Source organism: Stenotrophomonas sp. YJH_SMC_27, assembly GCF_059369815.1.
Genome location: NZ_JCAFTA010000002.1, coordinates 193642 through 213785, shown reverse-complemented (window position 1 = coordinate 213785; position 20144 = coordinate 193642). Strand labels below are relative to the sequence as shown.

Sequence of the window (20144 nt, the reverse complement as noted above, 5' to 3'; positions counted from 1 at the left end):
CTGCCATTGCTTCTGTAGTTGCAGGAAATGCACAAGGGCGCCGGCAGCAATGCCGGCGCCTTCTGCGTATGTCCGCTGCATGACAGTGATGCGCCTGTCGCCTTCACGCCGTCGCCACCGTCTATGAGGTGCAGGGCGTGCCTGGCGCAGGCCCATCCGTACACACGCCGCGGCCGACGCGGCCCATCAGGTTGACGAGGTCCCCGATGTCCCACCCGCATTCGCCCACCGCCCGTTTCCCTGCTGCCCTGTGGCGCAGCCACCCGATGGCCTGGGCCGTCGCAGTGGCCCTGGGCAGCGTAGTGGCTCCGGCCACTCAGGCCCAACAGGCGTTCAGCCCCGGCTGGTTCGCCGAGCGCGGTGCGGCGCAGGGCGCGGCGGCACAGAGCGGGCGCATGCCCAACGGCGTGCCGATCCAGTTCCAGCTGCCCGCGCAGCAGCAGGATGCGGCACGGCAGAAGCTGCAGCAGTCGATCGACAACCTCGGCACGGCCGCGCAGGCCATCGCCCTGCAGCAGCGCCTGCAGGAGCAGGCACGGCAGGCGCGCCGCGAGGCGGGTTTCGTAGTGGCCGATGGCCTGGGCAAGGATGGCCTGAAGGTCGACGAGAATCCGCTGACCCGAGGCTGGATCAACGCCCGTGAGGCCATCCAGTCGCAGACCGCCGAGGGGCGGGTGCTGGTCAACATCGAGCAGACCGCCGACCAGGCGATCCTGAACTGGGAGACCTTCAACATTGGTGGCAACACCACGCTGAACTTCCTGCAGAACCCCGACTGGGCCGTGTTGAACCGGGTCAATGATCCCGCTGCAAGACCCAGCCAGATTCTCGGCCAGCTGAAGGCCGATGGCACGGTGTTCGTGGCCAATCGCAACGGTGTGGTATTCGGCAACAACAGCCAGGTCAATGTCCGCAATCTGGTCGCGGCGGCGGCGCGCATCAGCGATGCGCAGTTCCGCGAGCAGGGCCTGTACACTGCCGACGCGAACACCTCGGCGCTGACCGACGCCGTGGGCAAGGTCATGGTCGAACGCGGTGCGCGCATCACCACGCACGAACCGACCACGGCTACACGGGGCGGCGGTCATGTGCTGCTGGCTGGCCACAGCGTGGAAAACGCGGGCCAGATTGAAACCCGCAAGGGACAGGCCCAGCTGGCCGCCGGTGACAGTTTCGTGATCCGTCGCGGCGTGGGAACCGCCCAGAACACCGCGTCCACCACCCGCGGCAATGAGATTGCCCCGCGCTTCGTCGCTGACAGCACGGCGGGCAGTGTTCGCAACAGTGGTCTGATCCAGGCGCGCGAAGGCGATGTCACGCTGGCCGGCCGCACCGTCGAGCAGGCTGGAGTGGCCGTTGCTACCACCACGTTGAACCAGCGCGGTACGGTGCACCTGTTGAACTCGGCGTCCGATGCGGCCGGCAGCGTGACTCTGGCCGCCGGCTCGACCACGGCAGTACTGCTGGAGGACGATGGCAAGAGCACGGCGCTGGACAGCCAGCGCAACGCGCTCATCAAGGAATCGGCCGAGCAGGACAAGCTGCGTGGTTCCAGCAACAGTGGCACCTTCGATAATCTCTCGCGCCTGCAGGACCGCCGCGAGCAATCGCGCATCGAAGTCGTGTCCGGCGGCGATGTGAACTTCCAGGCCGGCTCGCTGGCAGTGGCCACCGGCGGCCAGGTGATCGCCGACGCCAGCCGGCGCAGCTATCTGGATGATGGCGCGCGCGTGGACGTCTCCGGTGCGGTGGGTGTGCAGGTGGCGATGGAAAGCAACAACGTCAAGGTGAAGGTGCAGGGCAACGAGCTGCGCGACTCGCCGGACAATCGTGACAGCGGCAAGCTGATCAGCAGCGAGGTGTGGATCGACCGCCGCCAGTTGACCGAAGTTGCCGCCGGTACCGGTGGCTATGAAGGCACGCGCTGGTATGCCGGCGGCGGCCTGCTGGAAGTGGGTGGCTATCTGGACAATCAGGGGCATTCGATCAGCGAATGGGCAGCGCAGGGCGGCACCGTCCAGTTGGCAGGCAAGGAAGTCGTCAGCCACGCCGGTTCGCACATCAATCTGGCCGGTGGCAGCCTGGATGTGCAGTCCGGCGTGGTGCAGCAGAGCTGGCTGCGTGGCCGCGATGGCCAGTTGTACCGCCTTGACGACGCGCCGGCGGAGATGCTGTACGAGGGCCTGTACCAGGGCTATGAAGTGAAGCAGGAACGTTGGGGGGTGACCGAATCGTTCCGCAATCCGCTGGTTGCCCCGGGCCAGCGCTTCGACAATGGCTACACCGTGGGACGCGATGCTGGCCGCCTGTTGATCTCGGCGCCCACGGCCGTCCTGGAGGGCCAGGTGGATACGTTGGCCTTCCAGGGCGCACAGCAGACGCGCCGGCCCGATCAGGGGCAGGAGGGCTATGCGCAGGCACAGACGGCGGTGGCCCGCAACGCCCAGCTGTGGCTCGGGCGTTTTGACAACAGCGGGCGCAGCGCGGTGTTCGACTCGAATGTCCGCATTGGAGCGCTCAAGGCCGATCCCCGGCCGTGGACGCTGCAGGCGCCGGTCGGGGAAGCACAGCGCAATACCGTGTGGTTGGACAGTGAGGTGCTGAGCGCCCAGCGATGGGGGCAGGTGGACCTCGCTTCGGCCGGCCGTATCGACCTCGATGGCACGCTCAGGTTGCAGGAGGGCGGCCGGCTTGGGCTCACCGCAAGCCGCGTCAGCTTCGGTGGAACGGTGCAGATTGCCGGCGGGCAGGTGGAAGCCGGAAATCTGCTTGCGGCGCTTGGCGGGCCCACGGCATTGCTGACGTCCGGACGTGGTGCGGTGGATGTCGCGGCCGGCGCGCGGATCGATCTTGGCGGTGGCTGGAGCAACGCGCTTGCAGCGCCGGAGGGCGGTCCCGCACAGGCGTGGATCGACGGCGGGCAGGTGCGCTTCAACAGCAGCCACGATATCGACGTGGGCCAGGCAGCAGCGATTCTGGTTGATGCCGGCGGTGCGATCGATGCCAACGGCAAGGGGCGCGTCGGCAAGGGCGGCAGCGTCAGTCTGCTCGCGGCCAGCACCGAGGTCGCCACCGACGGCAGCGGCCGGCTGGGCTTCGGCGAGGGCGCGCGCTTCAGCGCGCTCGGCAATGGCAGCGGCAACTTCATATTGGCAACCGGCGGTGCGGTGTCCATCGGCGTGCCTGGCACGGAAGCATCGGCAGCCTCGCTGCGATTGCAGGCAGCGCTGTTCAACAGCGGCTTCGCCGGCTATGACATCGCCGGTCACAACGGTTTGACGGTTGAAGAGGGCACCCCGCTGCAGGTGCAACGACCTGCGCTGCGCTTGGCCGACGGCGCAGCACAGGCTCTGGTCCGCGAGCAGGGCGTGCAGGCCTGGATGCCATCGTTGTACGAGGCCGATCCGAGCAGTGGTCGCGTGGCGCAGCGTGGCGGCGCGAGCCTGACACTGCGCGCGGGGCATCTGCTGTCCACGGCCGACCTGCGCGTTGGCAAGGGGGCCAGGATCGAGGTCGACCCGGGCCAGTCGATCGAACTGTCCAGCGCCGGCAACCTGAGCGTGGCCGGTCATCTGAGGGCAGCCGGCGGCCGCATCCGCCTGGATGAGGCGTTCGATCCATCCGGTGTACGTGGTGATGCACGCCGCGAGCGCCAGTGGACGATCGCCGATGGCGCGCTGCTGGACGTGAGTGGCGATACCGTTTCGCTGCGCGACGCGCGCGGGACGTTGCGCGGGCAGGTGCGCAAGGGCGGAACGATCGAGATCGGGGGCGCGCTGGACTGGGAAGACCAGGACAACGTACGCCACCTGCCACCCGATACCTTCGTGGTGGTGGAGCGTGGGGCGCGCCTGGATGCCTCCGGTGCGTCGGCGCTGCTCGATATCGATGGCAGCGGGCGCACCCGCGTGGACAGCGATGGCGGCAGCATCGTGCTGCGCAGCGGCAATTCCCTGTACCTGCAGGGTGAACTGAACGCAGCGGCCGGCGGCGACGGCGCGCGCGGCGGCACCCTGGGGGTTGCCTTCGGTGGTGGCACCTACGGCAGGACGGCAGACGGCAAGGACGTGCTGGCACCGCGGATGATCTCACTGACCCAGCACGCCGCGCAGACGGCGGACCTGCCTGCACGCCTTGAGTACGGCCATGCGGCACTGTCGGTGGAGCAGATCGAGGCCGGTGGTTTCGATCATCTGGCCCTGTTCGGTGACATCCGTGCGCAGGGGGATGTCAATCTGCGCATGGACCAGAGCCTGCGCATCCAGGGCTCGAACGAGCGTTACCTCGGCTTCGTCCCGGGTGGCAGCGAGGGCGGGCACCTGCAACTGGCCGCGCCGTATGTCCGCCTTGCGCAGGGCCGCTGGTGGCAACCGGCCGGCGAAGGCACGTTGCGCCCGCTGGAGGCGCCCCTCGACGCCGGCCGGCAGCATCGCCTGGAGGTGGGCGCCGATCTGATCGACCTGCGCGATGTGACCTGGCTGGCGGGCTTTGATCAGGTCGCGCTGCGCAGCCGCGGTGACATCCGCTTGCTGGCCCCGGTCGCCAGCAGTTCGCTGGTCTCCACGCTGGCAAGCCCGGGGTCTATCGACATCAGCGCCGCACGCCTGTACCCGGCAGCCCGGGCCAAGGGACGCATCGTGGCCGGCGTCCCCGACATCGGACCTTCAGGCGAGCCGTTCTGGCAGAACCCCGACGCCGTGCTGCGCATTCATGGCATTGCAGGCGGCGCGCAACCGGCACCGGATTCTGCGTTCGGAAGCCTGGAGCTGGTGGCGGCGACGGTGGTGCAGGGCGGCAATGTGCAGGTGCCGTGGGGCCATGTGCAGCTCGGCGGCCGGAAGTTCAACGCCGATGTCGCCGGCCGCGTCGACCTGCTTGCAGGCAGTGTGACGTCGGTGAGCGGAGCGGGCCTGCAGCTGCCGTTTGGCGGCACCGTGGATGGTGTTGGCTGGCGCCGCAACGGTGCCGACTTCGATGTGCTGGGCCCCGGCTCGAACAACATCCCGATCGGTATCGACATCGTGGCCAACGCCTTCAATGGCGTGGCGGGCAGCGTGCTGGACATGTCCGGCGGCGGCGAGCTGTCCGGCGCTGCATTCGTGGCCGGACGGGGTGGCTCGGTGGACGTCCTGCGGCATGCGCTGGCGGATGCGAACCCGCGCTACCGCTTCAGCGGCAGTGACAATGCGGTCTACGCGATCATGCCGGGACGCTCGGGCACGCAGGCGCCGCAGGCGCTCGCTGACGGCAGCGCCGATCCGCGCGTTGGCCAGCAGATTGTCATCCCTGCCGGGGTTCCAGGCCTACCGGCGGGAACCTACACGCTGCTGCCGGCCAGCTACGCACTGCAGAAGGGCGCATTCCGCGTCGAAGTCGGGGCTGAAAGCGCCGTCGGCAGCCGACAGCCAGTGGCGACCGGCACCGGTTCCTGGCGCGTCAGTGGACACCAGGCGCAGAGCCTGGGGGGTGGAGTCTCATCGCTGCTCACTGATCTGGTGCTGACGCCGGCGGATGTGGTGCGCCGCCATGCCAGCTACAACGAGACCTCCTACAGCGCGTTCGTACAGGGCGTGGCCGAGCGGCGTGGTGAAGCGCTGCGCTGGCGGCCAACGGATGCCGGCAACCTCAACCTGGTGCTGGGTGATGGCGCCGGACGTTCGAGCGTGCCAGCCGCGATCTTCCAGGGCGTGTCACGCTTCAACGCCGGCAGCAATGACGGACGGGGCGGCACGCTTTCGGTCAATCTGCTCGCTTCCAATGAGGCGATGCTGGAGATTGCCACCCAGGGCGTTAGTGCCGGCAGTGGAAGCGGTGCCACCCTCTTCGATTCGGCGCTCAATGCGTTCCGCCCGGAAACGATGCTGATCGGCGGCGTGCTGCGACGTGACGCGACGACGTATTCGCTGGAGGGCAGCGCGCAGCACATCGTGGTGCGCAACGGCGTCACCCTGACGGCGCAGGAAGTGCTGCTGTCGGCTGCGTTCGGGGGCAAGGGGATCCTGGTCGAGCAGGGCGCTTCGATCGATACCTTGGCCGCAGCCGATCCCTCGCGCGTGGCGCAGCCCACGGCGCCCTATCTGGTGTCGGGCGGCCTGCTTGCCGTGTCCAACCAGCGCTTGACGGCGCTCAGTGCGCAGGGCGGCAGTGCCGCCGGTCCGGTGGCGATCGACATCGGCGGATGCGAGGTGGACTGCAGTGGCCAGACCCGGTTGCTGTCGGCAGGCAGCATCAATGTGGTCACCGACGGCGCCTTGAACATTGGCGACGCAGTGAGCTATGGCACGCGCCAGCTCGGCCTGGGCATGTCGGCCCTCAACCTCGGTAGTGCCGAAGCCATTGCGACGGCAGCGGCAGCTGGTGGCCTGCCGGCCGGCATGACCATGAACCAGGAGGTACTGCAGCGATTACTGCGCGGAAACACCGCCACCGGCGCGCCGGCGCTGGAGGCGCTCAGCCTGACCGCGCGCGATGCCATCAATGTGTTCGGCAGCGTGGACCTGGATACGCGTGACAGTGCGACCGGCCGCAGCAGTCTACGCAGTCTGGTGCTGGGTGCCCCTGCCATTCACGGCTACGGCAGCGCTACCGACCGCGCGCGCATCTACGCCGATACGCTGGTCTGGGACGGTACGCTGGCCGGCACCGCATTGGCCGGCGGTGAGCAGACCCAACCAGCCGGCGAGGCGATGGTGGGCCGGCTTGGCCAAGGGCAGCTGGAGATCAATACGCGGGTGCTGGAGCTGGGGCGTGCGCCCTTCACCCGGTCCAGCTCGACGGTGGCCGCAGATCGCCAGGTGCTCGGCTTCGCCGGCGTAACGCTGGCGGCGTCGGATCGCATGCTGTTCTCCGGCAAGGGCAGCCTGGACGTCTTCCAGCGCCAGGGCGACTACGGGGCAGGCAGCGGCTGGCAGTTGAATGGCGGCGCGCTGGATATCGTCACCCCGCTGCTGACCGGCAACGCGGGTGCGCAGCTGGCCATCCGCAATGGAGGAACGGTGCAGCTGCGCGGTGCTGCGGCGACCACGGGCAGCGATGCGTTGGGTGCAGAGTTGTCGATCACGGCCGAACGGATCGGCATCGACAGCCGCGTGGCGCTGGCGTCCGGCCGGTTCGAAGCCAATGCCCGCCAGGGCATGACGCTTGGCAGCAACGCGGTGCTTGACATGGCCGGCCGCAAGGTCAGCCTGTTCGACGTGGACAAGTACAGCTGGGGTGGCGACGTGGCGCTGACGAGCCGCGAAGGTGACATCGTTGCCGACGCCGGGTCGCGTATCGATCTTTCCGCCCGCAACAACCGCGGCGGCCGCCTGACCGTTGCTGCGCTGGGCCCGCAGGGCGGCCGTATCGATCTGGCCGGGACCCTGCTGGGCGGCGCCAGCGGTCGCTACGATGCCGGTGGAACCGAAGTGCCCTATGACGGTGGCGAGCTGGTGGTGCGTGCACGCCGGTTGCAGGACTTCTCCGGCCTGAACGCTCGGCTTACCGCCGGTGGCATCACCGGTGGCCGGACCTTCCAGTTGAGTGAAGGCGACCTGGTGATCGGCGATGAGGTGAAGGCCCGAAACGTTGATATCAGCGTCGATGGCGGCAGCCTGCAGGTCAATGGCCGCGTTGATGCCAGTGGCGAACAGGTCGGCAGCATCCGCCTGTCCGCCCGCGACGTGCTGCGTATCGATGGCACATTGGACGCGCATGGCAGCGGCCTGCGCGTGGACAGCTACGGCAAGATCATCGACAGCCCGAACCGGGCCATGATTGAACTGACCTCGGCCAACGGCAGCCTGCAGCTGGGTGCGGCTTCCTCGATGGACCTGCGCGCCGGTACGTCGGTGGCGACCGGTAGCGGCCCGGGCCAGAACGACGGCCGCGCACGCGGCAGCGTCAAGCTCAACGTGCCCCGCGTGGGCAGCAACGATGCAGCAATCGAAGTGGCCAGCGGCATCCGTATTGCCGGCGCCGGCGACCTCCAGGTCAACGCCTTCCGCAGCTACGATTCGGCGCCGCTGGCCAGCGCTCCAGACGTGCACGGCCATCGTCCGCAGGTGATCAACCAGCAATGGCTGGATACGGTGGTGGACCCGGACAACAGCCTGTGGATGAACGCCGCGCTGGCCAATACGGGATTGCAGCAGCGCACCGCCGCCCTGGGCAGCTACCGCCTGCGTCCCGGCGTGCAGCTGGTGGCGCGGAGCAGCAGTGACAATCCGCGTGGCGACCTGGTGGTGGCCGGTGATATCGATCTGTCCGGCTACCGCTACGGACCGCAGTCGAACCGGACTGATCCAGCGCGCCGTGGCTTCGGTGAATCGGCCGCGCTCGTGCTGCGCGCCGAGGGCGATATCAACGTCTACGGCAGCATCAACGACGGTTTCGCACCGCCGCCTGCCAACCCGGATGAGGACGGCTGGGTGCTGTTGGAAGGGCGGAGCGCGGGCTCGCCGAACACCGCATTTGGTGGCGATCTGATCGTGCCCGGCGAGGGCGTCAAGCTCCAGATCGGCACTGAGTTCCGCGCCGGTGCGACACTGAATTACGACCTGCCGTTCCAGGCGCTGACATTGCCGTCGGGTACGGTGCTGCCGGTGGCCATGACACTTTCCGCAGAGCTCACGCTGCCCGCCGGCAGTGTGCTGGGGGCGGCGGTGACCACCGATGGCGGCCAGGTGCTGGCAGCAGGCACCGTGCTGGCCCAGGCGCTCACCCTTCAGGCAGGCGCACGGCTGGGCGCCGGCTTCCGCCTGCGCAGTCCGGCACCGGTGGCGGCCCAGGTCTGGCCTGCCGGAGTGGCGTTGCCGATGGTGATGCGGCTCTCCGGCGCGCTGGATCTGCACGCCGGTGCCATCATCCCCTCGATGACCAAGGTGGAACTGGCCGGCGACGCTCCGGTGAAGCTGCGGGTGGCCGACGCCAGCGGCCGACAGGGGCGCAATTGGGCGTTGGCCTCGATGTTGCCCGAAGGGACCACGTCATGGGACCTGACTGCGGTGGCTGGTGCAGATACAGCGTCTGCCGATCCGCGCACGCGTCGCTGGGGCAGTGACGGCAGCATCGTGCTCGCCGACAGCCACTACAGCACCATCGGTACAGTGACCACCACGACGGAATGGAAAGGCGATCGTGTCGTCAACCTGGAAGGTTCGCTGTTCTGGTGGGGGGACGACAGTCTGGTCGGCAAGTCGCCCCGGGAGGCGGCTGAAATGCTGGGTGTCGCCGAAGGTGACATCTGTGAACTGGGACCGTTCTGCGGCGCGGCGCCGCGCCTGGTGGACAAGGAGGGTTCGCTGATGTGGTGGGGGGACGAGTCCTGGGTCGGCAGGCCTGCGTCGGAACTTGGCGCCGAGATGGGCATGTCCGAGGAAGATATCTGTGCAGTCACCGGTTACTGCTACGGCGGCGGCACGCTTACCGAAGTCACTACCTACGGCAAGCGCCTGGGCTCGCCGGCCTGGAGCGTGTTGCGTACCGGCAAGGGAGACCTGGCGCTGCTGGCGGCGCAGGACGTGCGCATGAAATCCGGCTTCGGTGTCTACACCGCAGGTACGCCCACCCATCTGGGTGATGGCAGCGATCCGCGCTTCAACGCGGCGCGTGCGCCGAAGCCGGAGAACACCTTGCTGCTTGGTTCGACCCAGGCCTCCGGGGCCTACGACGCGGCCCTCGCCAGCTATCAGGCGTGGTATCCGGACCAGGGCGGCAATCTGCGCATCGAGGCGGGGCGCGACATCATCGGCGATACATGGAGCTTCCGCGCGGAATCGGGCACGGTCCAGCGCGACCAGGCTGGCCACTCAAGCGCAGCGGTGGGCAACTGGTTGTGGCGGCAGGGAACGGGCACCACCGGCGGTGTCGTGCAGACGCCGACCAGTTGGTGGATCAATTTCGGAACCTACAGCACGGTGAGGCCCGAACTGGATGCAACCCCCCGCCTGGTGGGCTTTACCGGGTTCGGGACGTTGGGGGGCGGCAATCTGAGCCTGGACGCAGGCCGCCATATGGGCATGCTGGACAGCATGGGCAACGCGCTGGGATACGAGATCTCGCCGCATTCGAGTGCGCTTTCGGTCGCGGTCGGATCAACCGGGCGCGTGGTCGATGGCCAGTTGCATGTCACCGGCGGTGGTGACATGGCCCTGCGCAGCGGGGGTGCACTGAATCCGGGCCTGCGTGCCAGCAGTCGTGGCAGCACATCGGATCAGCAGGACCTGGACGTCAATGGCGTGGTGACCAATGTTCGTGGCAATACCCGCATCGACGCTGCGCGCATTGGTGGCCTCAGTACAGTCCAGGCCAGCTATGGGCAACTGGGCCTGAAGGATCCGCTGGTGGCCGACAGCCCGGTTGCGATGGCCGGACCGGTGCTGGTGCTGGGCGACTCAACCGCGCAGTTGCAGGCGCGCGGCGACGTGGTGCTGGGTAGTGCCGCCGATCCAGGCCGGGTTCCCGTGGCCAATTTCAACACGATCGTGCTGGATGATGGCAGCCGCGCGTCTGGCACGAGCTGGTTCTCGCTATGGACGCCGCGCACCGCGCTGGACCTGTTCTCCGCCGGCGGGAATCTGTCGCCGGGCCTGGTGGGCACGCAGCATGCGAGCGGCAGCAATCAGGCCAGGGAGGTGGTCGAAATCAACGCCAGCAATGGCGACATCTATCTCAACTACTGGTTGTATCCCTCCCGGTTCACCGCCATTGCAGCCTCGGGCAACATCAATCTCGCCAATCTGCGCAGCGGCAGTGTGCCTGATGCCCAGGACGTCATCCTGCTGGCGCCCTCGGCGTCGGGACGGCTGGAGGTGCTGGCGGGAGGATCGATCCTGGCCGCCAACCGAGCGACACAGATCGCGCGCTCCAGCAGTGATGCCCGCATCCCTGGTCCGTTCGATCCCGGCTTCATCGCGCAGGGGCCCGGAAACGCGGGAACGGTGCGCAGCAATGTATCCGTCGATGGGAACGCCGCCAGCCCTGACACCGTGCTGCCGTATTTCGCGTTCGGTCCCAATACCGCGCTTGGTGCGTCGTTGTCGGCTACGCCGACGGCGGTCAGCCGGTTCTATGCCGTGGCCGGCGATATCATCGGGCTGGGCAGCGGCAGCAGGCGGCAGCTCTCGCGCAATGGCCAGAATGGCGGACGTACCGTATTTGACTGGTTTGAGGCGGGCTCGGCGGTACGGCTGCGCGCCGGCCGCGATGTCATCAGCGCCGATGTCACCGCGCTCAACACCCGCGGAACCGATATCAGCGGGATCGAGGCGGGCCGGGACATCATCCGCAGCAATCTGACGGTGGCCGGCCCGGGCAATGTCGAGGTCAGCGCCGGTCGCCAGCTGCGCCAGGAAGAGGCAGGAAGCATCGTCAGCCTGGGCGGCATCGTGCAGGGCGATACGCGCCCGGGCGCAAGCATTGCCTTGACGGCGGGCAATCAGGCCATTGATTTCGATGCACTGCGCACGCGCTACCTGGATCCGGCCAACCTCGCCGATCCCTCGCAGTCGTTGGCTGCGCAACCGGGCAAGGCGGTGAAGATCTACGACAAGGAGTTGAGGGAGTGGCTGCAGCAGCGCTTCGGTCTGGCGGTTGGTGGCGCCGAGGCCCTGGCGGCATTCGACCGGCTGCCGAAGGAACAGCAGCGCATCTTCCTGCGCCAGGTCTACTACGCCGAACTGCGTGAAGGTGGGCGCGAGTACAATGATCGGAATGGGCCACGCGTTGGTTCTTACCTGCGCGGCCGCGAGGCCATCGCCACGCTGATGCCGGACAAGGACGCTGCCGGAACGGCCATCGACCGTACCGGCGACATCCTGTTGTACGGAGGCTCCGGCGTGCGTACCGAAGCCGGCGGCAACATCGAGCTGATGGCGCCGGGCGGACAGATCGTGGTGGGTGTGCAGGGCGTGGTGCCGCCGGCCAGTGCCGGGCTGGTGACCCAGGGGCAGGGTGACATCCGGCTGTTCAGCCAGGACAGCGTGCTGCTGGGCCTGTCGCGGGTGATGACAACGTTCGGCGGTGACATCCTGGCCTGGTCGGAGCAGGGTGACATCAATGCCGGCCGTGGTTCGCAGACCACCTTGTTGTACACGCCACCGCGCCGCGTCTATGACGGCTGGGGCAATGTGCTCCTGTCGCCGCAGGCCCCGGCCAGTGGTGCAGGCATCGCAACGTTGAACCCCATTGCCGAAGTGCGGCCGGGCGATGTCGACCTGATCGCGCCGCTGGGCACCATCGATGCGGGCGAAGCTGGCATCCGCGTCTCGGGCAACATCAACCTGGCCGCGCTGCAGGTGCTCAACGCCGCCAACATCCAGGTACAGGGTGAAAGCAAGGGCCTGCCCGTGCTGGCCACGGTGAACGTCAACGCGCTGGCCTCGGCCAGTGCAGCAGCCAACAGCGCCAGCCAGGCGGCACAGGATGTGATGCGCAAGAGCCAGGATGATGCGCGGCGCAACCAGCCATCGGTGATCAGCGTGCAGATCCTCGGTTTCGGCAGCGGCACCAGCAGCATCAACCCGCCGGCGCGTGGCAATACTGCCAACGCTGGCTATGACGCCAACAGTGCCTTCCAGTTCCCGCAGGCAAGTCGCGACGAGGGCACGCAGCGCCGGTAGGCCTCTTGCAACGGTGCCGATCAACGGTCGGCACCAAGGTAGATCCACGCCATGCGTGGATGCGATCGGGCCGGAAGAACGGACAGCATCGGGCCAGCCGCCAAGGAGCGGTGGCGGCCCCAGCCAGGACGGCACGGAGGGCAGGGAACGGCCATCAGCGGTGAGGACCACCGACACAACGCCGCCGGGTGCAGGAGAGTGCCCGGCGGCAGGCGGGGGGATCCATGCAATGCGCGGATTCCGGAGCCAACAACAATGCCGACCAACGGTCGGCACCCACCAAGGCACGGTCGGCACCCACCGTAGATCCACGCCGTGCGTGGATGCTTTGCCTGGGAAGAATCCTACAGCTCCAGCACGCGCCGGTAACTCAACGGCCCACGCCCATCACGCAGGCCCAGCCGCAGTTCCAGCCCGGTGGCCGGCAGCACTTCGCCTTCGCTCGGCAACGGCGCCCAGCCGGCACCGGACTGCCATGCCCACACCTCGAACCGCTGTACCTCGCGCGCCACGGCAATGCCCTTCGACAGATCCGGCGCCGGCAGGGGATACCGATCCGTCGCTGCGCCGCTGGCCCGCCAAAGCGTACTTCCCTGCCGCCACCAGCGTACCCGTTGCCAGTGCAGCCCATCGCTGCCGACACTGCGGGTGATCTCCAGCGCGAAGCTCCCATCCGGGTGCCGCTCGCTCACCAGCGACGGCGGTAGCAACCGCTGCGGTTGATCGGCCGGCCGCACTGCGCCATTCATCAACGCATCGTCTGCGCGCATTTCGATATCACGCTGGAACTGCTGCAGCACGCGCAGCGCCGTCGTGGTCTCGGCATCGGCCTGGCGCAGGCGCTGATTGCTGTTGGCCACGCTGTCGAGCGCCCGCCAGCAGATCAGCGCCAGTACGCCCATGATGGTGATCGCAATCATCACCTCGATCAGGGTGAAACCGCGCACGGCGCGCGTCATTGCGCCGCCGTCCATGGCAACTGCATCCGCGCCAGCGACTGCCGGGGTGCATCTTCGGCAACCACACTCAGCTCCAGCTGCGGCTGGCCGTCGCTGCCCGTGCCCAGATGCTGAAGCACCAGGAAGCTGCTGCGCCCCTGCACGCAGCGCTGCCGGTCATCCTGCGGTGCCTGTCCGCTCAGACGCAGTTCCTGCCAGCGATCCTGCGCACACAACAGTGCCAGGCGACGGTCACGCAGCCGTGACTGATCGTCGGTCGCCACTGCCACCGAGCGCATCACCGCCGCCAGTGCAATCGATACGATCGCCAATGCGATCAGCACTTCGATCAGGGTGAATCCGCGTGCCGCCTGCTTCATTGCACGACCTGCAACTGTCCGCTGCCATCATCACGAAGACGCAGTTTGCGACCATCCAGCGACAAGCCAAGCTCCCAGGCGATACCGATCCACTCCGGGCTCAGCTCAATGGGGTTGGCGGGCTGCACCGCAATGCCGGTTGCCTGCCACTTCTGCGGACGCAGCAGATCATCGTGTTCAACGGTCACCCAACCGCTGCCTTCGCGGCGGCTGAAACGATAGCCGTTGGCGTCGGCCTGCCAACGCAGGGGGCGGCCATCGATGCGCGCCTCATCGCGCGCCACCTGCAGGCGCTGCGCCAACCGCTCGGCTTCCTGTCGCAGCTGCCGGCCCGGGTCGAGCAGGCTGCCCAGGCCCAGCCCGATTCCGGCCGTGCAGATGCCGATGATCACCAGCACCACCATCAGTTCCAGCAGGGTGAAACCACGCGGCACGCGCTGCATCGACGTTGCCTCCTGTCCGGGTCGATACCTGCCAGCGTAGGCCGGCATGATGAAACAAAAGCGTCAGCCACAGCTGCTAGCGTAGGCGGACACGAACGTGGCGGTGGTGCGGAACATGGATGGCAGGCGCTGGGATCGCAATCGCATACTGACCCTGCTGGCGGCGACGCTGCTGCTGGCCGTGGTGGCCTATTGGAGTGTCACCCTGTCTGCCGTGGCGCCAGCGGCCGCGGCCAGTGAGGCGAAGGCCGTGGCGCCGGTACGGCCGATGTTCGATGCAGTGGCCAGCCTGCCGCTGGTGCGGCTGCTGTCCCCCGGTGCAGTGCAGACCGAGGTGGTGGTGCTGGGCGTGATGGCCGGTGACCATGCGCCATTGGCCCTGCTCTCGGTCGATGGACGCCCGGCGGAAGCGTATGCGCCCGGCCAACGGCTCGGACCCTGCACGGTGCTGGCCAGCATCAGTGCCAGCGCGGTGGAACTGAACCAGGCCGGGCAATCGCGTAGCCTCCCGGTGCCCGAGCTGCCGCCGGTACCGACCGATGGCATCGTGCCCGCGGCACCGTAGAGCCGAGCCTACGCTCGGCTGCGCCTGCGCGGCATCGCCGATGAATGTAAAGACAGCCGAGCATGGGCTCGGCTCTACAAAGGCGCTGGCTCAGCGCGCAGGTCGCTGCGGCACCACCGAGCGCCCGAACGCATCGCCCATGCGCTGTCGTGTGCCTTCCAGGTTGTACTGCATCAGTTGGTTGCCAGGCTGCCGCATCAGGCGTTCGGCCTCCGGCAGCGCCGGTGATTTCGCCGTTTTCGATGCCGGCGCAAGTTTGCGCTGCAGGCAGTCCCAGGCCGGAATGCGCTCGCCGTTGACCTGTACTTCGATGCACGGCGCGGCATCGTCCTGCTTCTTCGCCTCTTCGGCCCAGGCCGATGGCAACGCCAGCAACAAGGCAAGGGCGAGGGCAGGGCGAACGCCCGCCTTCAACGGCTCACTCATCTCTAATCTCCTGCGACAACCGACGTTCTGCAATGAAGACGTGTGGCGAGGGCAGTCTCCGCCCGCGAGTGTTCCGGCGCTGTCAGAAGATGACAGTGCTGTCACAAAACTGTTGGCGGTTTTGACGCGACGTGCACGTCCTGTTGGTAGACCCACGCGCCGCTCCCTGGCCACTCCCTTCGATACGACGTGATGCCTTCGATGACTCCTGTTCCGTGCCGAGCCGTCCGCCTTCCGCTGCGCCTGCATCCGCTGGTGCTGGCCCTGGCCGTGATGCCGCTGCCGCTGTTCGCGCAGGAGGCGGCGCCTGCGCCCAGCGTGAACATCAATGAATACATCGTGCGCGGCAACACCGTGCTCGACCCGCGCCAGATCGAGCGCGCGGTGGAGCCGTTCCTCGGCCCGGGAAAGACCCTGGCCGATGTCGAGAAGGCACGCGATGCAGTCAATGCGCTTTACCAGCAGGTGGGCTACCAGTCGGTCTACGTGGAGTTGCCCGAGCAGCAGGTCAGCGGTGGCGTGGTACTGCTGAAGGTACAGCAGACACCGATCGGCCAGCTGCGGGTCGTGGGAACGAAGCACGAATCGCCCGAGCGCATCCGCGAGCGCGTGCCGGCGCTGGCGGAAGGCAAGGTGCCGGACTTCGACCAGGCGCAGAAGGAACTGACCGCGCTGAACGAAGGTGGCCGCCGCCAGGTGATGCCGCTGGTACGGGAGGGCCAGGTGCCAGGCACGATGGATGTGGACCTGCAGGTCGAAGAGAAGTCGCCGTGGCGTGCCAGCGCGTCACTCAACAACGACCATAGCGCCGACACCGAGAAGCTGCGCCTGAGTGCGTCGCTGGCCTACGACAACCTGTGGAAGCGGGGGCACAGCGCCAACATCGGCGTGTACCTGGCGCCGGAAGATGCAAAGCAGGCCAAGGTGTTCTCGGCCTCGTACGCGATGCCGTTCGAAGGCACGCCGTGGAGCCTGGAAGCGTCCGGCTACAAATCCGACAGCCGCGTGCTGAACGCGGGTGGGCAGGTCGGTACCGGCACCGGAACCAATGTGGTCGGCAACGGCCATTCGATCGGTCTCAAGCTCAACTATCGACTGGCCGGCAGCAGCCAGTGGTGGCGCCAGCTCAGCCTCGGCGTGGACTTCAAGGACACCGAGGAAGACACGCAGATGGGCAAGGAGAGCCTGAAGACGCCGCTGAAGTACGCGCCGATCACCCTGGGGTTTGTCGGTGTGCGCCAGGGCGAGCAGGATCAGTTGAGCATCAACACCCAGCTGGTGGCCGGTACCCGCCGCCTGTTCGGCTATGGCAGTGACGCCACCGCCTTCGGCCAGAAGCGCTACTGGGCCGATCCGAGTTTCGTCGCCTTCAAGGCCGACGTGGCCAACACCCACACCTTCAGCAGTGACTGGCAGTGGTATGCGCGTGGCGCGCTGCAGGTAACCGATGCGCCACTGGTGTCGGCCGAGCAGTTCGCTGCTGGCGGCATGTACACCGTGCGTGGCTACCTGTCGGCCGAGGCGATCGGCGACTACGGCGGCCTGGCCAGCCTGGAATGGCGGACCCCGGCGTGGTCGCTGTGGAGCGGTACCGACCTGCGTGTCTACAGCTTTGCCGACGCGGCCTACCTGCGCCTGCGCCAGCCGCTGCCCGAGCAGCGCGACAAGTACAACCTGGCCTCGGTCGGCCTGGGCGCGCAGATGCGCCTCGGCGAACACCTGCAACTGCGCCTGGACTACGCCTGGCCTTATGCCGATGGCCCGGTCACGCGCAAGGACGACCCGCGCCTGCATTTCAACATCAGCACCAGTTACTGACCCTTCCCTTGAACATGCGTTCTCCGGAGACCCTTCGCATGGACCGTTTGCTTTCCCGAGTGTTGTTGCTGCTGGCCGCGCTGGTTGCGCTGCCGGTCGCTGCGGCCGATGCCAATTGGTGGCAGGCCGAATGGAAGTACCGCAAGCCGATCACCGTCGACGCCGGCCCGCAGGGCGCGGGCCTGGCCGGTGACCCGGGTCGCACGCCGCTGCTGCTGCGCCTGCATACCGGCAACTTCGGTTTCGACGGCACCCAGGACGCGGGCAACGACCTGCGCTTCGTCTCGGGTGATGGCCGCACCGTGCTGGCCCACCAGATCGAACAGTTCGATCCCAGGCTGGGCCTGGCCCTGGTCTGGGTGGACGTACCGGCGGTCAGCGCCGCAGCACCGCAGACGATCTGGATGTACTACGGCAACGAGAAGGCCCCGGCCAGCGGCAATGGCCAGCAGGTGTTCGACCCGGACTACACGCTGGTCTACCACTTTGCCGAGGCCAATGCGCCGGCCCGCGACACCACCGCCTATGGAAACAACGCCGGGGCCGTGGCGCCGCCGTCGGAAGGCTCGGTGATCGGCCGCGGCGTTCAGTTGGGCGCAGCCCCGCTGCCGCTGCCGGCCAGCGCATCGCTTGCGCAGGAGGCGGGCGCGCCGCTCACCGTCTCGGCCTGGATCAAGCCGGGCAGCAACAACGCCGCACAGGCGATCTACGCCCGTCGTGACGGTGCGTCCGAACTGGTGCTGGGCATCGAAAACCGGGTGCCGTTCGTGCAGCTCAATGGCCAGCGCAGCACGCCGGCGCAGCCGATTCCGGAAGGGCAGTGGGCGCATGTGGCGCTGACTGCGGAGAAGGGCGCACTGCAGTTGTACCTCAATGGCCGCGTGGTCGCCCAGCTGAGCGGCGAGCTGCCGGCGCTGACCACCGCGCCGGTGGTGGGCGCTGATGCGCCGGGCGCGGTGCAGCCGTTTGCCAATTTCGAGGGCGCACTGGATGAGCTGCGTATCTCGCGCGTGGCACGACCGGCGGCACTGCTGCTGGCCGATGCCACCGCACAGGGCGCCGACTCGCGCCTGATCAGCTACGGTGCCGACGAGCAGTCCGCCGGGCAGAGCCACTTCGCCTTCATCCTCAAGGCGATGCCGTTCGACGCCTGGGTGGTGGTCGCTATCCTCGGCCTGATGATGCTGCTGTCGTGGGCGATCATGATTGCCAAGGGGCGGCACTTCGGCCGTACCAGCAAGGCCAATGCAGTGTTCACCGAGAGCTTCGGCAAGCTGTCCGGTGTGCCGCTGCGCACCCTGTCCGACATGGACCGCCAGGGCAAGGCACCCACCGCGATGTACGACGGTTCGCTGTGGCGCATCTACCAGGTGGCCATCGATGAAATGCAGCAGCGCCACCAGCGCGATGGCAACAGCGGTTACCTCAGTGGCGCCACCATCGCCGCGATCCGCGCCTCGATGGATGCGGTGATGGTGCGCGAGCAGGAAGCGATGGCACGGCGCATGAACTGGCTGTCGACCACCATCGAAGGCGCGCCGTACGTGGGCCTGTTCGGTACCGTGATCGGCATCATGCTGGTGTTCGTGGTGGCGGCGATGGCCGGCGCGGTGGACATCAATTCGGTGGCACCGGGCATGGCCGCGGCGCTGCTGTGTACCGCAGCCGGCCTCGGCGTCGCGATTCCGGCGCTGTTCGGCTACAACTACCTGGGAGCACGTGCCGAGGCGATCGGCGCCGACATGGCGGTGTTCATCGACGAGTTCGCCGCGCGCCTGGCCGAAGAGCAGGACGGGCGCGGCCCGGCCGCGGTCCAGGGCTGAGGGGCGCGCCATGGGCCAGAAGGCGAAGTTCGGCATCAAGAAGCGCGAGAAGGGCATCAACGTGACGCCCTTCGTCGACGTGCTGCTGGTGGTGCTGGTGATCTTCATCCTGACCAGCAACGCCTCCATTCCCGGCATCGAGGTCAACCTGCCGAAGGCCAGCAACAGCGTCGCGCTGGAGAAGCCGAAGACCAAGGCGATCACCATCGACCCCAGTGGTCAGGTATTCCTGGATGCCTATCCGGTGACGATGGCCGAGCTGGAAGATCGCCTGCGCACCGAGCGCGCGACCACGCCGGATTTCCCGGTGATCGTGCGCGGTGACGCGCAGGTGCAGTACGCCCGTGTGGTCGAGGTGCTGGACCTGCTGCGGCGGCTGGAGCTGGCCCAGGTTGGCCTGGTCACCGGCAAGGCGCAGGGCTGAGGCATGACGGCCCATCAACCCCCTCGGCCGGAGCCCGGCATGCGCGGACGCCAGTTGCTGGTGACCTTCGCGTTGGTGCTTGCCGCTTTGCTGGTGCTCGGCATCGCCGTGTGGTGGATGCTGTTCAAGGACACCGCCAGCACCCGCAGGCCGGTGGTGCAGCCGCCGATGCTGGCATTGCCGCCCCCCCCTCCGCCGCCGCCACCGCCGCCGGAAAAGCCACCGGAGCCGGAGACGCCGCCGGAAGAAACGATGCCCGAACCGGAGCCGCTGGATCAGCCGACGCCCGCTGAAGAGCCCACACCGACGCCGGACAATGCAGACCCGGTGACGATGAATGCCGATGCGCAGGCCGGTGGTGACAACTTCGGCATCCAGTCCGGCAGTGGCGGCGGTTCGTCCGGCGTCGGCCGTGGCGGCGCCGGCAATGCCACCTATGGGCGCTATCTCGGCTACCTGATGCAGCAGGCGATCTCGCGCGACGACAAGGTCAAGCGCCTGGCGTTCCAGCTGCAGGTGAATGTGTGGCTGTCCAACGATGGCCGCCTGGAAAAGGTCGAGCTGGTGCGTGGCAGTGGCAACGGGGAGGCCGACGCGGCCGTGCTCGATGCGCTGCGACGCATCGGCAAGGTCGACCAGGCACCGCCGCCGTCGCTCGATTTCCCCGCCCGCGTGCTGATCCAGGGCCGCCGTCCCGGGGCCTGATTCCCGACTTCCGTGATTTCCCT

Annotated in this window: 10 protein-coding genes; 6 read left to right on the top strand and 4 right to left on the bottom strand. The window is 67.7% G+C overall.

Annotated features, from left to right (window positions below):
• The first annotated feature begins 206 nt into the window (after positions 1–206).
• Complete coding sequence (locus tag AC5P7R_RS04505; protein WP_227853843.1) at positions 207–12599, top strand: filamentous hemagglutinin family protein; 12393 nt, start codon at positions 207–209, stop codon at positions 12597–12599.
• A gap of 344 nt (positions 12600–12943) precedes the next feature.
• Here AC5P7R_RS04505 and AC5P7R_RS04500 read toward each other — a convergent pair whose 3' ends face one another.
• From AC5P7R_RS04500 to gspH, 3 genes are read right to left on the bottom strand one after another with little or no spacing between them, the layout of a single operon-like run.
• Positions 12944–13558: a prepilin-type N-terminal cleavage/methylation domain-containing protein gene (locus tag AC5P7R_RS04500; protein ID WP_134729060.1), complete on the bottom strand. Its 615-nt coding sequence runs from the start codon at positions 13556–13558 to the stop codon at positions 12944–12946.
• Positions 13555–13917 (bottom strand): type II secretion system minor pseudopilin GspI, encoded by a 363-nt coding sequence (gspI, locus tag AC5P7R_RS04495; protein ID WP_111098538.1) that lies wholly within the window; start codon positions 13915–13917, stop codon positions 13555–13557. Before gspI ends, AC5P7R_RS04500 begins: the two co-directional genes overlap by 4 nt.
• On the bottom strand, positions 13914–14360 hold the full coding sequence (gspH, locus tag AC5P7R_RS04490) for a type II secretion system minor pseudopilin GspH (RefSeq protein ID WP_049409494.1): 447 nt from the start codon (positions 14358–14360) through the stop codon (positions 13914–13916). Before gspH ends, gspI begins: the two co-directional genes overlap by 4 nt.
• A gap of 115 nt (positions 14361–14475) precedes the next feature.
• Between gspH and AC5P7R_RS04485 the strand changes: the two genes are divergently transcribed.
• Complete coding sequence (locus AC5P7R_RS04485) at positions 14476–14925, top strand: general secretion pathway protein (protein ID WP_031269449.1); 450 nt, start codon at positions 14476–14478, stop codon at positions 14923–14925.
• A gap of 90 nt (positions 14926–15015) precedes the next feature.
• On the opposite strand, the gene AC5P7R_RS04480 is transcribed toward AC5P7R_RS04485, so the two are convergent.
• Positions 15016–15351 carry a hypothetical protein gene (locus AC5P7R_RS04480; RefSeq protein WP_021202281.1) on the bottom strand — a complete coding sequence of 112 codons (336 nt, stop codon included), beginning with the start codon at positions 15349–15351 and terminating at the stop codon, positions 15016–15018.
• Positions 15352–15552: 201 nt separating this feature from the next.
• Between AC5P7R_RS04480 and AC5P7R_RS04475 the strand changes: the two genes are divergently transcribed.
• From AC5P7R_RS04475 to tolA, 4 genes are read left to right on the top strand one after another with little or no spacing between them, the layout of a single operon-like run.
• Positions 15553–17169, top strand: coding sequence for a ShlB/FhaC/HecB family hemolysin secretion/activation protein (locus AC5P7R_RS04475; RefSeq protein ID WP_134729062.1), 1617 nt, complete (start codon positions 15553–15555; stop codon positions 17167–17169).
• Positions 17170–17207: 38 nt separating this feature from the next.
• Positions 17208–18992, top strand: a complete 1785-nt coding sequence (locus AC5P7R_RS04470; protein ID WP_021202283.1) for a DUF2341 domain-containing protein — start codon at positions 17208–17210, stop codon at positions 18990–18992.
• Between the two features lie 10 nt (positions 18993–19002).
• Positions 19003–19416, top strand: a complete 414-nt coding sequence (locus AC5P7R_RS04465; RefSeq protein ID WP_005409874.1) for an ExbD/TolR family protein — start codon at positions 19003–19005, stop codon at positions 19414–19416.
• Positions 19417–19455: 39 nt separating this feature from the next.
• The gene (gene tolA, locus AC5P7R_RS04460; RefSeq protein WP_021202284.1) at positions 19456–20121 is read left to right on the top strand and encodes a cell envelope integrity protein TolA; all 666 of its coding nucleotides are present in this window, start codon (positions 19456–19458) and stop codon (positions 20119–20121) included.
• Positions 20122–20144 lie beyond the last annotated feature (23 nt).

What these genes read in the sequence shown, in the direction of transcription:
- gspH (WP_049409494.1), bottom strand. Translation starts at nt 14,360, where the DNA reads ATGCAGCGCGTGCCGCGTGGTTTCACCCTGCTGGAACTGATGGTGGTG.
- tolA (WP_021202284.1), top strand. Translation starts at nt 19,456, where the DNA reads ATGCGCGGACGCCAGTTGCTGGTGACCTTCGCGTTGGTGCTTGCCGCT.
- AC5P7R_RS04465 (WP_005409874.1), top strand. Translation starts at nt 19,003, where the DNA reads ATGGGCCAGAAGGCGAAGTTCGGCATCAAGAAGCGCGAGAAGGGCATC.
- AC5P7R_RS04475 (WP_134729062.1), top strand. Translation starts at nt 15,553, where the DNA reads ATGACTCCTGTTCCGTGCCGAGCCGTCCGCCTTCCGCTGCGCCTGCAT.
- gspI (WP_111098538.1), bottom strand. Translation starts at nt 13,917, where the DNA reads ATGAAGCAGGCGGCACGCGGATTCACCCTGATCGAAGTGCTGATCGCA.
- AC5P7R_RS04485 (WP_031269449.1), top strand. Translation starts at nt 14,476, where the DNA reads ATGGATGGCAGGCGCTGGGATCGCAATCGCATACTGACCCTGCTGGCG.
- AC5P7R_RS04470 (WP_021202283.1), top strand. Translation starts at nt 17,208, where the DNA reads ATGGACCGTTTGCTTTCCCGAGTGTTGTTGCTGCTGGCCGCGCTGGTT.
- AC5P7R_RS04500 (WP_134729060.1), bottom strand. Translation starts at nt 13,558, where the DNA reads ATGACGCGCGCCGTGCGCGGTTTCACCCTGATCGAGGTGATGATTGCG.
- AC5P7R_RS04505 (WP_227853843.1), top strand. Translation starts at nt 207, where the DNA reads ATGTCCCACCCGCATTCGCCCACCGCCCGTTTCCCTGCTGCCCTGTGG.
- AC5P7R_RS04480 (WP_021202281.1), bottom strand. Translation starts at nt 15,351, where the DNA reads ATGAGTGAGCCGTTGAAGGCGGGCGTTCGCCCTGCCCTCGCCCTTGCC.